The sequence below is a fragment of the Clostridium sp. Marseille-Q7071 genome, assembly GCF_965112025.1.
In genome coordinates this window covers 405,527-418,479 of record NZ_CBCOPR010000001.1, presented here as the reverse complement: position 1 = coordinate 418,479, position 12,953 = coordinate 405,527, and the positions used below count along the sequence as shown (strand labels likewise).

The following is a 12,953-nucleotide window of genomic DNA, read 5'->3' as shown; positions in this document are numbered from 1 at the left end:
TGGAGTATATTTTAAATACTTTCTTAAAATATTATAGCTTCCATTTATATCAGCATTAATTAATATACCTCCATTTGATTTAAATAATCCATGCTGAATTCTTCTTGATTTATTATAGTGCTTTTTATCTATTGGCTCTAAATCTAAAGCACTACAACCACTTGTATAACTTTCATTTTATATATTAACTGTTATTCCTAATAATTTAGCTTTATATTTAACCTTATGTACTAATTGTTATTGAGGTATTTGAACAAAGTTTTTAGCAGTGTTTTCTTGTTTAATTCCACTAAAATCACCTATAGCAACAGTATGACATCTATTAGCTATAGCTAAACTTATTATCTTTTACTTGATTTATGAATATAATCTTTAATGAAATTATTTCTTCTATAATTTTTAATTGTTCTTGATCTAATTTAGGATAATATTTAAAGCTTAATTTCATCTTTTCACCTTCCTTTTTAAGATTATAACATACGTTGGCGATTCATCCTATGACTGAAGTTACGGGTATTCTCGTCACGTTTATGATTATAAAATCTATATTAACGCGCTTAAAATACAAATTTATTATAGGAGAATATGAGAAAATTTATTAAAAAGGGAAAATAATTATATAAAAGGTATGGAATTTCATGTATAATTTAAAATAAGTTTTATAATATATGTAAAATATTATAAAGCTTATTTTAATTTTTAAAAATTTTTAAACTAGGGGGGAGGGGAAATCATATGAAAAAACTTTGGCGTAGTTTAGGTACTATAGTTATGACTATGATATTTATATTTTTGTTAAATATTAACATTGCTAAGGCTTCAATTTTAGAAATAGAACATAAGATTGATCAACCTATTAATAAAGTTTGGACGATATATCTTAATGATAGATTGAGCAGCAATATGATAAATAATCTATCTGATAATATTATAGTCATAACAGCTAATAGTGAGCGTCCAGCTGTAACTTTTAGTTATGATGCTACTAATAAAACAATTAGAGTAAATCCGCCATCTGGTGGTTATAAGTATAATGAAACTTATAGCATTATGGTGAAAGATTCTCTAGTTAGCGAAAATGGAGTTAAACTTATTTCAGGTGCAGTTATAGATTTTACTACGGTTAAAGCACCAAATAGTACAGTAAACACAAGTAAGGGAACAGTAACTTACAAAGATTATGGATTTACCTTAGATCAATTTGTGGACAAGCAGATGAATCAACGTCCAATATATAACCGTTGGGCACCGTTTAATACAAGTGCAAGCCGTATAAGTGTTAAGCAATTTGCTGATGCAGAAAGATTTTCAGTAAGTGATTATGGTATGTACCAATTTTTAAAGTTGAACTATATGGAAGGCATAACTGCTAATGATTTAGATGTTCAGCTTAAAGGAAAAGGTATTTTAAATGGATTAGGAAAAGCTTTCGATAGTGCTGCAAAGAAGTATAATGTAAGCCAAGCTTATTTAGTGGCACACTCAATTTTAGAAACAGGAAATGGAACTTCTAAACTTGCTACTGGTGTGGATTATAAAGCTCCAGATGGAAAGACTGTTAAAGTGTACAATTTGTTTGGTATAGGCGCATTCGATAGTGATCCTATAAATGGAGGAGCTAAAAGAGCCTATGAAGAAGGATGGATGACTCCTGAAAAAGCTGTTGAAGGTGGAGCAAAATGGATAGCTGAAAATTATATACATAGGTCAGAATCATCATCCAGAGAGCCAGACCAAGATACACTATATAAAATGAAATGGAATGTAGAAAATTTTGCCAGTCCTTGGCATCAGTATGCAACAGATATAGCTTGGGCTTATAAACAGGTAGGTAGAATTAAAAATATATTAGATAATATACCAAATGCTAAATTGCAATTTGAAATACCTAGATTTGTAAAATAAAAGGTTTTGACTTTTAGTCAAAACCTTTTATTTTATTAAAATTTATTATTATTATTATTTACATTTATAATATATTTTTTCTCATCAGCATATTTTATAAACTTTTCTAGATCCAAAATATTATTCTTTTTATTTTTAGTTACATATATTTTTACTTCACCCATATGAAATCCATCCGGTATCTTTAATTGCTTTTGGTTAATAGCCTCATCAAATAACATCATTAATCCATCATTTAGGGAATTTCCCACAATATTTACGCTATTAGTTAATTTAAATCCATTAGAATCTGTAGCAGATGCTTTTACTATCTTATTGTTATTATTAACATCTATTTTAACAGTACAATTCATATCTGCAACTAAAGATGTTTTAACAGAAAAAGCATTAAAAATATATATGATACCTGCAATTAAGAAGATAAATATTATTCCAGGAATTAAATATGAGAAGAAAGTAGGTTTTTTAATTACACTGCCAGTATAAAGTTGCCCAATAACAGGCTTTACATTGTTTCGTCTTACAGTAACAAACTCTTTGCCTTTTGTAACTAGATAAACTTTATTACCATCAATATTAATGACCTTACCAGTTTTATCCATAAATAATCACTCTTTCATCTAAGTATTAGAATTAGACATATGAAATAAAATAACTAGTTAAAGATGGGACATATATTTTGCATCAGACAAGAAGATAGGTATTCATGATAGTATACTATTATAGAGCTCTGGCGACGCAGTATGATACAAAATATATGAACATACTGACTAGTTATTTCTTGAATATGCCTTAAATAAACTGCTGTAGATTTTATATTAAGCACATGATTTGAGTTTAAAAACCATTAATTTTATTATTGATATAATAAATATTTTACTGTTAAAATCTAGATAAGTATATAATATCACATAATTGAATGTTGGTGAAAGAAATAGTATGTATTGTGAATTAGATTTTATAAGAGACTGCAAATATAAAAGTAAAATTATTAGAAAAGAAAATTATAGATGTAGAAAGATTAGAAGAAAATAGTTCTGTTTTTTTAAGGAATATAAAATTAAAGAATTAATGAGATTAAAAACAGTAGAAATAAATTTTAATAAATTGAAATATGCTTTTCAAGATTGCAAGTATTAAATGGTAAATATATGTAATTACGTAGAGAAATAATATCTTTAATAGATTGTATAATATTAGATTTGGAATAGAATATTTATGGAAAATTGTTATAATATTCTTATAATTAAATTTCAAATTGTATTTAATAACTAAGTAAGCTATATTTTGCATTCATATTTACTACATATTTGTACTTAGAATGCAAAGTAGTCTAACAGTACTTTTGTTACAATTGAATACGAAAGGAGAAGCCAAGAATAATTAATTAAACAAAATATATCAAAGGTTTTAAATTTATGGGGTAGGGGGACAGCTTAATGAAAAATACTAAGAAAATTTATTCTATAATAATAGGGATTATGTTAATATCTATATTAATATTTCAGTATGTTATTAATGTAAATCTTTATAAAAATCCACCATCTGATAGATGGAGCAAGGAAGTGCAAATAGGTAAGGGAGATATTAAAAACAATCCGGTTCTGATTAAAGATGATGATAAAATTATAGTAGGGTATGAAAATAAAGATCAACTATGCTTAGTTGCAACGGATAGAGTAGGAAAAAAATTAAATGAGAAAAGCTATAATGTAAATGAAGACTTTATAATGGATACTACACTTGTTAAAACTAAAGATGGATATTTATTTAACTTCAGATCTACGGAAAATTCAATAGGTTATATAGGTACTTTAGTTTTAGATAAAGATTTTAACAAAATTGATGAGCGAAGAATAACTAATGTAAATTCCATGTGTCAATTAGAAGATAACTTGTTATTAATAAGCTATAATGACAGGCTGGAACTAATAAATACGGAAACCTCTTATAAAACTTCTATTAATACTAAAAAAGCAGATATGATTTCAGCAGTAAAAAATAAAGATGGCTACTTTATAAGTTTATTACAAGATGAAAGGGATTTTAAGGCAGTATATATAAAAGATAATAAGTTTCAAGAGATAAGGGACATAATAACAATAGAAAGAATAGACAATCTATCTTATAGTAACCTAGCTTGTTCACAGGATGATAAATATGGATATATATTAATAGAGCAAAAATATAAAGGTGAATTTATGGGTACTAGAGTAATTCAGTTTGATTTAAAGGGAGATGAAGTAACTTTAAAAGAATTAAAAGTTAATAATAACAAGAATGCTCATGATAATGTAGGTATTTATTCAGAAGAAGGTGCTAGGTTCTTAGCCACTACAGAAAGAGTTTTTGGTAAAAAAGATATTCAAGAAAATATAGTGGATTATGTTATTGATGATGGAGAAGTTAAGTTTTTTGATTATGCAACAAGGCTTAGAAATCTTTGTATATATCCTTCTATAAATGAGGATATAATGGCATTCATAAGTTTTTCTGGACAAGATCAATATAATGTTAATTTAGCTTCCATGAATGATGAGTTTAAAGAAGTTAATAATGTTCCTAGAAATTCAGAGTATGGTATGGCATTTACTGCAATGTTGCAAGGTTCTTTATATGCATTAGCGTATATATTTGTATATGGATTAAGATGGATAATACCTTCATTAGTACTAGTAGGAATAATAAGCTTTTTTGATTATAGTATTAGTACTAGTAAGAGACTTAAATTATTTATAGGTAGTGGGATTATAACTACAATCATAAAAATTATGAGCATTATTTCTGTAGTATATACTCAATATCATTATGCAATTCCAGATGTAATTGCATCGAAATTTATAGGAGCAATGATTTGTATAATAATAAGCTTCTTTAGCTATGCTTTAGCATATGAAATGTATAAAAAAGATTTAGATAATGTTATGATGATTTCCTTTTCTATAGGATTATTAATAGATACAGCATTAACTTTATTAGTCTTTGTACCATCAATGGTATAATTTATGCAACAGAAATAACTTTATAATTAAAATTAATAATAAGTAAGAGGCAACTGATATGCAGTATATTATAGGATTCCACAATAAAAATTTAATTTATACGTTATTTTAATTTCCATAACAAAAAATCTTTTTTATAAATTAAAAATTAAGAATGAAAAATGAAGAATTATAGTTAAAACTCCACGGCTAAAGCCTTTGGAGTTTTTTAAAATTAATTTTATTTTAGAAATTCACTCTTAGTAAATTTCATCATCAATTCTTCATTCTTAACTATTAATTCTTAATCTTCAAGGAATTAAGCTATTCTTATAAAAAGTTTATTTTCCACAGTATATTTTAAGTCTTCACATTGTATCCCTATAGCATTGGTGATAAAAGTCTTGATACAGCCTCCTTAATTCGTACTATTAAGCTCCTTTTTTTCATATGTTCTTCAGTTAGAAAGGTTGAGCTTTTAATATCATTTAAAAAGGAATCTTCTACATCTTTAGTAGTATCTTCATCATATATTATAGCATTTACTTCAAAGTTTAAGTTAAAACTTCGTATATCCCAATTAGCAGTTCCAATACTACACATTCTTCCATCTACTGCTATCATTTTACTATGGATAAATCCAGTATTATATGTATAACATTTTACACCTGCTTCAATTAAGTCCCATACGTAAGATTTACTAGCCCAATAAACAAACATATGATCAGGTTTAGCAGGTATTATAATTCTTACATCAATACCAGATAGTGCAGCTATTTTTAGTGCTGTTAATATACTATCATCTGGAACTAAATACGGCGTTTCTATATAAATATTTTTTTCAGCTCTATTAATCATTTTTAAATAAGCATTTCTTATAGCACCCCATTGAGAATCTGGACCACTAGAAATAATTTGAGCACATTTATTACCTATTTGTCCTTTTATAGGGAAATACTTAGGTCCCATTGTTATATCTTCTTTTGCAGCAAATCTCCAATCAAGTAAAAATCTCATTTCCAAAGAATCTACAGCATCTCCAGTTATATAAAGATGCATATCTCTCCAAAATCCAAATTTTTTAGAACGGCCTAAATATTCATCTCCTATATTAAGGCCACCAATAAAACCATGAATTCCATCTATAGTACAAATTTTTCTATGATTTCTGTAATTTACTCTTAAATTTATATAAGGTATAAAAGGTGGGAAAAAGCAGCTAATTTCACCACCAGCTTTTACAAGGGGTTGAAAGAAATTTTTAGGAAGTCTTAAACATCCCATTCCATCATATAAAAGTTTAACTTCAATACCTTCTTTAGCCTTCTCTACCAATACATTTAATATCTCATTTCCAATATCATCATTTTTAAATATATAATATTCCATGTGTATAAAATTTTTAGCGTTTTTAAGACACTCTATAAGCTTAGGAAATTTTTCATCGCCATTGTTTAAAAGCTGGATGTCATTATTGCTTGTAAAAATAGCATTATCTGTACTTAGATTTAACCTAATAAAATCATGATATTCAGATAATAGTTCATTATTTTTTACTATATAATCATTTTTTAATATATTTTTCTGATCTTTAGTAATAGAAAGTAAATTATCTTCTTCTTCTTTTTTATAATAGAAAAATTTTTGCTTTCTTAAGTCTTGACCTACAAATAAATAGAGTACGAATCCCAAAATGGGAATAAAATACATAATCATAATCCATGTCCAAGTACTTGCAGGATTCCTTCTTTCAAAAAGGATTACTATAACAGCAAAAACTATATTAATTAAAAATATAAAATTAAAAATATCTTTAAAAATACTATAAAATTCCATCATACTCTCCTTAAAGTTATAATTATAAAGAAAATTAGGTTAGAGTTACGGTTATATAATCTTAACTTCATTTGTGTTAACTATATTATTAGTTTTCACTATTACTAAATAAATATTAGCTCTAAAATATTACATTATTATAAAATTTTAAGAAGCCAATAATATGATAACACAAATTATAGTTATAAGCTTTAAAAATAATTATAATTTAAATTTAAAAATGAATTAAAGTAACTATTAAGTTCTATAATTAAGAAAGAATATACTAGGTATTTTAAATAAAATCACTAGAAATACTGATTAATTATTTTAAATATAATTAAATTAGCTTACGATGTAAATCCTATATTATATCATTATATTATAAGAATTATATTTCCATAAATAGTTTATTTACAATACATTAATAGTTTGTTTACAACTAATATTAAATATGTTATAACATATGAGTGTTTATTGATACAAAGGAGGGAATGATGATGGAAAAGGTTTTCAAAAAAGAAGAACTAATGAAATATTTTATGATAATATTAGGAACAACTCTGTTAGCTTCAGCTATAAATATGTTTTTTAAACCTAATCAATTAGTTATAGGAGGAATTTCAGGACTTGCCATAGTTTTAGAATACATTACATCTAAAATAATTGGATATGGAATTCCACTTTGGATAACAAATATAGTTGTTAATATCCCACTATTTATATTAGGGATAAAATTAAAAGGAAAGTCCTTTGGGGGTAAAGCTATATTTGCTTCATTATACTTATCCTTTGCGTTATGGTATACAGAGTTTTTACCAGTTATAAATGTAGAATTAATATTAGTAAGTATATTTGGATCCATTATATTAGGAGCAGGAATAGGGCTAGTATTAAAGGCATCTGCTAGCACAGGAGGAACAGACCTTGCAGCAACAATTATAAAACATGTGTTTCCAAGTGTATCTTTAGCTAAAGTCATGGGACTTATAGATACATGTATAATTATTTTAGGAATAGTAGTATTTGGCATACAAAAGGGAATGTATGCATTAATAGCTATATATATTATATCCACAGTAGTAGATAATATAATAAGTGGTGGTAATGCTTCGAAATCAGTACATATTATTTCTGATAAAGCTGATGAAATTGCAGTAGCTTTAATGAAAGAGTTAAATAGGGGAGTTACAGGTCTAAACGGTACAGGAATGTATACTAAAGAAAATAAAAAAATACTATTTGTTGTCTGCGATAAAAATGAAATAGTAGAATTACAAAGAATAGTAAAAGAAATAGATGATAAAGCATTTTTAACAATAACAGATATTAAAGAAGTTTTTGGTAAAGGCTTTTCAGAACCACAAGTTATAAAATAATAAGAGATTATAGGAAAGATAACTAGTAAGTATGATAATACATTTGACTAGTTATTTTACTTTAAATAACTAAATATAAAAGTCAATAACAATGTAATGTTTAGTAATAATTTTACTTTTTAATAATTTTATCTTTAAGGAAAATAGTATTTGTTATAAATTAAAGAATTTTCTGATATAATGTAGTTGACAATAAGATTTTATAGGGATAAAATCTAAATAATAAAGAAAATCAATTGATACTAATTATCCGTATTGATTTATGAAGGGGGATAATAGAATGAATATAAAAGCATATGATTTTAAAAATTTTAATGAGTTATCCGATGTAAAAGCTATATTTATATTTGAAGGTATGAAAGAAGTTGGCAAAAACTTATCTGATGATGTTATAAAAAATTCAATTGCTCACGTTTTAGAGGTTGAAGATTTTAAAGGTACAAATGGAGAAATTTTAGTTTTAAATCTTCTAAGAAAAGAGGCTCCAACTAAGCTAATATTAGCAGGATTAGGTAAAAAAGAAAGTTTTGAAATAGAGAAGTTAAGAAAAGTCACAGGAAAGGCTATTAAAGAAGCTATAAAATTAAAAGCTAAGTCAGTGGATATACATGTAGGTGCACTTAAAGAAACTGATTCTATGGGTGATGCTATTAAGGCAATAACAGAAGTTTCAGTAATGTCAACCTACAGATTTGACACATATAAGAGTGAAAAGAAACCAGTAGAACTTGAAACAGTAAATATATTGGCTTGTAACTTGGATTCATATGAGGACATAATAAACGAAGGTATTTCTTTAGGAGAAGGAAATATAATTACTAGACAATTAGTAAACGAACCGGCAAATGTTTTATTTCCAAGAGAGCTTGCTAATAGAACAGTTGAAATAGGTAAAAAAGCAGGCTTTGAAGTTGAAGTTTATAGTGAAGAGGAAGTTGAAAAATTAGGAATGACTTCATTCTTGACAGTAGGAAAAGGTTCAGACAAGGAATCTGTGCTTATTGTTATGAGATATATGGGAGATAGTGAAAATCAAGATAACATACTAGGTCTTGTAGGTAAAGGATTGACTTATGATACTGGTGGATATTCATTAAAACCATCAGCAAGTATGGATACTATGAAATCAGATATGGGTGGTGCGGGTGCTGTTATAGGTGCTATGCACACTATAGCTAAAATGAAATTAAAAGTTAATGTAGTAGCTGTAGTAGCTTCTTGTGAAAATTGTATTTCTGGAGGAAGTTATAAACCAGGTGATATAATAGGATCAATGGCAGGAAAGACTATCGAAGTTTTAAATACAGATGCAGAAGGAAGACTTACATTAGCTGATGCAGTAACTTATATTATAAGAAATGAAAAAGTTTCTAAAGTTGTTGATATAGCAACTTTAACAGGTGCTGTTTTAGTTGCATTAGGAGATACAGCAACTGGTGTTGTTTCAAATAGTGATGAGTTTTATTCACTTCTTGATAAAGCTTCAAAAATAACAGGAGAAAAAGTTTGGAGATTACCTGCTTTTGATGAATATAAAGAACTTATAAAATCAGAAAATGCAGATCTTAAAAATACTGGCGGACGTAATGCTGGTACAATAACAGCTGGATTATTTATAGGTGAATTTATTGAAAACAAACCTTGGCTACACCTTGATATAGCAGGTTCTTCATGGAGTAGTAAACCATTAGATTATATAACATCTGGTGCTACAGGTGCAGGATCAAGAATTTTATATCAATTAGTAAAAGAACACACAAAATAATTCGTATAACATTACCATATAGACTACCATATAATTGGTAGTCTTTTTTTATTGAATAAAGAGATTAAATTATAGTAAACTTAGAAAGAATATATAAAAAAGGTGGATTTATATTATGAAGAATTTAAAATTAACTATAGAATATGACGGAAGTAGATATAAGGGATGGCAAAGACTTGGTGATAGTGATAATACTATACAAGGAAAAATAGAAGCGGTGCTTTCTAAAATGACTAGTGAAAAAATAGAGCTTATTGGTTGTGGGAGAACCGATGGAGGAGTACATGCAGAAAATTACATAGCAAATTTTCATACTAATTGTATGTTAAGCAAAGAAATGATGATTGATTATCTTTATGAATTTTTACCTGAAGATATAGTAGTTAAAGAAATAGAAGAAGTAGAAGAAAGATTTCATGCTAGATATAATGCTAAAGCTAAAACTTATATTTATAGAATAAATAATAGTAAATTTAGAAATGTTTTTAATAGAAAGTATGTTTACCATATAGATAAAAAGTTAAATCTAGAAAATATGATAAAGGCAAGCAAAATATTAGTTGGAACTCATGATTTTCAAAGCTTTACTACGCTTAAAACAAAGAAAAAATCTACAGTGAGAACTATAAATTATATTAATATAAATAAGAATGAAGATTTAATAGAAATAGAATTTAATGGAGATGGATTCTTATGGAATATGGTAAGAATTATAACAGGAACTCTTTTAGAAGTAGGAACTGGAAAAATATCAGTAGATGAGGTTAAAACTATATTAGATAAAAAGAAAAGAGAAGAAGCAGGTCCAATTGCACAAGCTAAAGGACTTTATTTAAAGGAAGTTATATATAACAACTAAAGAAAGAAGATAATTTTCACTTTAAAAGTCGTGATTAAAAAAATCACGACTTTTTATTATAATATTCCTTCTTCTTTTAATAGGTTTTCAATTTCTTGCATTTTTCTAGTTAGTTCTAAAAAGTTTTTCTTAACAAAATCTTCTGAAAGAGCATCTTCTTTTATACTTTTTTCTAGTTTTTCAATAGTATATAGCGCCTCATCGATATCTTTTTGAGCTAGTTGTAAATTGTTTTCCTTCATAAAAATCTCCTTTTAAATTTAATCTTCTTGTTTTTTACGAATTATTTCTTAATAAAATGTTAGCATTGCATAGCATTAATTTCAAGTTAAAAATAAGTTTAATTAATAATTTATATACTATAAAATATTATTTTCTTCACATAATTTACGAATAGGAACTACATAAGTTTCTAATATATCTAAGTCTATAATTTTAGCTATTTCTTGCTTAGTATTTATATGATTTATCCAAACTATATGGTTATTAAAATATACAGGGATATTTTCATTAGATTCTTGAATTTCTAAAAGCCTACTAGTATCCATCTATGAATTCCTCCTATAAATTTAAAGTTTCATTTATAACTTAAACAACGGATATGTTTATAATTTTAAATAAAAATTAATATTTAAAAATAAAAAAATTGTGGATGCTTCGTACTAAAGTTCATAATAGTATAATTTACATTAACTTTTTACATATTATAAAAGTTTGTACAAAGTGAAATTTTATAGTTCCATTCTTCATATATATTATTAATCTATTAATAAAAGTGTGCAGGTTATACGACTAAATGTTGCATTATAGATTAGAAAAATTAATTTTATGGAGGGAATTTGCATGATAAATGTAATATGGTTTCTTATACTAGCTATAGGTATAGGATTCGGCATATTAAATGGAGATGGAGAGATAGTTTCTAAAGCAATAGTATCAACTACTTCTTCAACAGTAGACTTAGTAATTGGACTTGTTGGAATGATGTGTCTGTGGTGTGGAGTTATGAAAATAGCAGAGAAAAGTGGACTAACCTCAAAACTTTCTAGAGTATTGACTCCTATATTAAAACTAATATTCAGAGATGCAGGTAAAGATGAAAAAGTAATGGGAGCTATAGCTATGAATCTTACTGCTAATATGTTTGGGCTTGGAAATGCTGCTACACCTTTTGGTATAAAAGCTATGGAGGAGATGGACAGACTAAATGTGGAGAAAGGTAGAGCCACCAATGACATGGTATTATTCCTAATTTTAAATGCCGCTTGTATTCAGTTTATTCCTACAACAGTGATATCTATAAGAGCAGCAGCAAACTCTCAAAATCCTGGAGCAATAATTTTGGCTGCTTTTATTACAACATTTTGTGCATCTATAATAGGGATAGTTCTTTGTAAACTACTGCAAAAGCATTTTTAAAGAATAAGATTAATTTTATTTATCACCTATATAGATTTATATATGACTTTAAATTATTAATTAAAATAAGGAGAGTACTATGGATGTGAGAGCCTTAATTCAATATATAATAAAAGCTATTATCCCTATAATAATAATTTTAATTACAACCTATGGAATTTCTAAAAAGGTTAAAGTATATGAGTGTTTCATAGAAGGTGCAAAAGATGGAATAGGAATTTGTGTTAGAATATTTCCCTATCTTTTAGCAATGCTTTTAGCTATTAATGTATTTAGAGCATCAGGAGCTATGAATTTTTTAATTTCATTAATAAAGCCTGCAGTAGATGTAGTAGGAGTACCACCGGAGGTCGTACCTTTAGTTTTAATGAAACCTCTATCAGGAAGCGGAGCTATAGGAATTTTTACAGATATCGTAAAAGAGTATGGGCCAGATAGCTTTATAGGTACTTGTGCTTCTATAATTATGGGGTCTACAGAAACAATATTTTATACTTTAGCAGTTTATTATGGAGCAGTACAAATTAAAAAGATAAGACATACCTTATGGGTGGCAGTATTAGTAGATATATGTGCAGTACTTATAGCAGTAAATGTAGCAAAGTTTATAATATACTAAAATCGTTCATTCTTAATTATTAGTCCTTAGTTTTATAAGTTGATATATTATTATAAGATCAAAATAAATTAAATAAGCACCTCTAAATATTTTAGAGGTGCACTGATTTACACATCCTAAAAAATCTGTTTTGTATTATGACAATTAGCTCACAGCCTTGAAGGATTACTCTATTTCATATAACTTAAAAGGATTTAAGTTGATTAGGTGT

General features: G+C 26.8%; 12 protein-coding genes. 7 read left to right on the top strand and 5 right to left on the bottom strand.

The features are described 5' to 3' along the window. Window positions 1–322: 322 nt before the first annotated feature. A complete protein-coding gene (locus ACWPW7_RS01845) occupies window positions 323–448 on the bottom strand; it encodes a hypothetical protein (RefSeq protein ID WP_454052158.1) in 126 nt (41 codons plus the stop codon). 287 nt (window positions 449–735) lie between these two features. On the opposite strand from ACWPW7_RS01845, the gene ACWPW7_RS01840 reads away from it, so the two are divergent. Further along, window positions 736–1,905 carry an N-acetylglucosaminidase gene (locus ACWPW7_RS01840; protein ID WP_454052157.1) on the top strand — a complete coding sequence of 390 codons (1,170 nt, stop codon included), beginning with the start codon at window positions 736–738 and terminating at the stop codon, window positions 1,903–1,905. Between the two features lie 35 nt (window positions 1,906–1,940). On the opposite strand, the gene ACWPW7_RS01835 is transcribed toward ACWPW7_RS01840, so the two are convergent. Continuing rightward, a complete protein-coding gene (locus ACWPW7_RS01835) occupies window positions 1,941–2,507 on the bottom strand; it encodes a hypothetical protein (RefSeq protein ID WP_291569137.1) in 567 nt (188 codons plus the stop codon). Window positions 2,508–3,344: 837 nt separating this feature from the next. On the opposite strand from ACWPW7_RS01835, the gene ACWPW7_RS01830 reads away from it, so the two are divergent. After that, entirely contained in the window at window positions 3,345–4,907 is a 1,563-nt protein-coding gene (locus ACWPW7_RS01830) for a hypothetical protein (protein WP_454052156.1), read from the top strand. A 360-nt stretch (window positions 4,908–5,267) separates the two neighbouring features. Here the strand turns inward: ACWPW7_RS01830 and cls are convergent, their stop codons facing one another. Continuing rightward, a complete protein-coding gene (gene cls / locus ACWPW7_RS01825; RefSeq protein WP_291569135.1) occupies window positions 5,268–6,722 on the bottom strand; it encodes a cardiolipin synthase in 1,455 nt (484 codons plus the stop codon). 479 nt (window positions 6,723–7,201) lie between these two features. Here cls and ACWPW7_RS01820 point away from each other — a divergent pair, with 479 nt between their 5' ends. The 3 genes from ACWPW7_RS01820 (at window position 7,202) to truA (ending at window position 10,704) form a co-directional block, all read left to right on the top strand. Next, window positions 7,202–8,080 carry a YitT family protein gene (locus tag ACWPW7_RS01820; RefSeq protein WP_454052155.1) on the top strand — a complete coding sequence of 293 codons (879 nt, stop codon included), beginning with the start codon at window positions 7,202–7,204 and terminating at the stop codon, window positions 8,078–8,080. A gap of 280 nt (window positions 8,081–8,360) precedes the next feature. Beyond that, a complete protein-coding gene (locus tag ACWPW7_RS01815) occupies window positions 8,361–9,845 on the top strand; it encodes a leucyl aminopeptidase (RefSeq protein WP_454052154.1) in 1,485 nt (494 codons plus the stop codon). A gap of 115 nt (window positions 9,846–9,960) precedes the next feature. Next, window positions 9,961–10,704, top strand: a complete 744-nt coding sequence (truA, locus tag ACWPW7_RS01810; protein ID WP_454052153.1) for a tRNA pseudouridine(38-40) synthase TruA — start codon at window positions 9,961–9,963, stop codon at window positions 10,702–10,704. A 56-nt stretch (window positions 10,705–10,760) separates the two neighbouring features. On the opposite strand, the gene ACWPW7_RS01805 is transcribed toward truA, so the two are convergent. Further along, window positions 10,761–10,946, bottom strand: a complete 186-nt coding sequence (locus ACWPW7_RS01805) for a hypothetical protein (protein WP_039635019.1) — start codon at window positions 10,944–10,946, stop codon at window positions 10,761–10,763. A gap of 117 nt (window positions 10,947–11,063) precedes the next feature. Further along, a complete protein-coding gene (locus tag ACWPW7_RS01800) occupies window positions 11,064–11,252 on the bottom strand; it encodes an H-type small acid-soluble spore protein (RefSeq protein WP_454052152.1) in 189 nt (62 codons plus the stop codon). 295 nt (window positions 11,253–11,547) lie between these two features. Here ACWPW7_RS01800 and ACWPW7_RS01795 point away from each other — a divergent pair, with 295 nt between their 5' ends. Together ACWPW7_RS01795 and ACWPW7_RS01790 are read left to right on the top strand one after the other, a co-directional pair. Beyond that, entirely contained in the window at window positions 11,548–12,123 is a 576-nt protein-coding gene (locus ACWPW7_RS01795; protein WP_454052151.1) for a nucleoside recognition domain-containing protein, read from the top strand. A 97-nt stretch (window positions 12,124–12,220) separates the two neighbouring features. Beyond that, on the top strand, window positions 12,221–12,742 hold the full coding sequence (locus ACWPW7_RS01790; RefSeq protein WP_291563405.1) for a spore maturation protein: 522 nt from the start codon (window positions 12,221–12,223) through the stop codon (window positions 12,740–12,742). Window positions 12,743–12,953: the final 211 nt, after the last annotated feature.

What these genes read in the sequence shown, in the direction of transcription:
- ACWPW7_RS01845 (WP_454052158.1), bottom strand. Translation starts at nt 448, where the DNA reads ATGAAATTAAGCTTTAAATATTATCCTAAATTAGATCAAGAACAATTA.
- ACWPW7_RS01840 (WP_454052157.1), top strand. Translation starts at nt 736, where the DNA reads ATGAAAAAACTTTGGCGTAGTTTAGGTACTATAGTTATGACTATGATA.
- ACWPW7_RS01835 (WP_291569137.1), bottom strand. Translation starts at nt 2,507, where the DNA reads ATGGATAAAACTGGTAAGGTCATTAATATTGATGGTAATAAAGTTTAT.
- ACWPW7_RS01830 (WP_454052156.1), top strand. Translation starts at nt 3,345, where the DNA reads ATGAAAAATACTAAGAAAATTTATTCTATAATAATAGGGATTATGTTA.
- cls (WP_291569135.1), bottom strand. Translation starts at nt 6,722, where the DNA reads ATGGAATTTTATAGTATTTTTAAAGATATTTTTAATTTTATATTTTTA.
- ACWPW7_RS01820 (WP_454052155.1), top strand. Translation starts at nt 7,202, where the DNA reads ATGGAAAAGGTTTTCAAAAAAGAAGAACTAATGAAATATTTTATGATA.
- ACWPW7_RS01815 (WP_454052154.1), top strand. Translation starts at nt 8,361, where the DNA reads ATGAATATAAAAGCATATGATTTTAAAAATTTTAATGAGTTATCCGAT.
- truA (WP_454052153.1), top strand. Translation starts at nt 9,961, where the DNA reads ATGAAGAATTTAAAATTAACTATAGAATATGACGGAAGTAGATATAAG.
- ACWPW7_RS01805 (WP_039635019.1), bottom strand. Translation starts at nt 10,946, where the DNA reads ATGAAGGAAAACAATTTACAACTAGCTCAAAAAGATATCGATGAGGCG.
- ACWPW7_RS01800 (WP_454052152.1), bottom strand. Translation starts at nt 11,252, where the DNA reads ATGGATACTAGTAGGCTTTTAGAAATTCAAGAATCTAATGAAAATATC.
- ACWPW7_RS01795 (WP_454052151.1), top strand. Translation starts at nt 11,548, where the DNA reads ATGATAAATGTAATATGGTTTCTTATACTAGCTATAGGTATAGGATTC.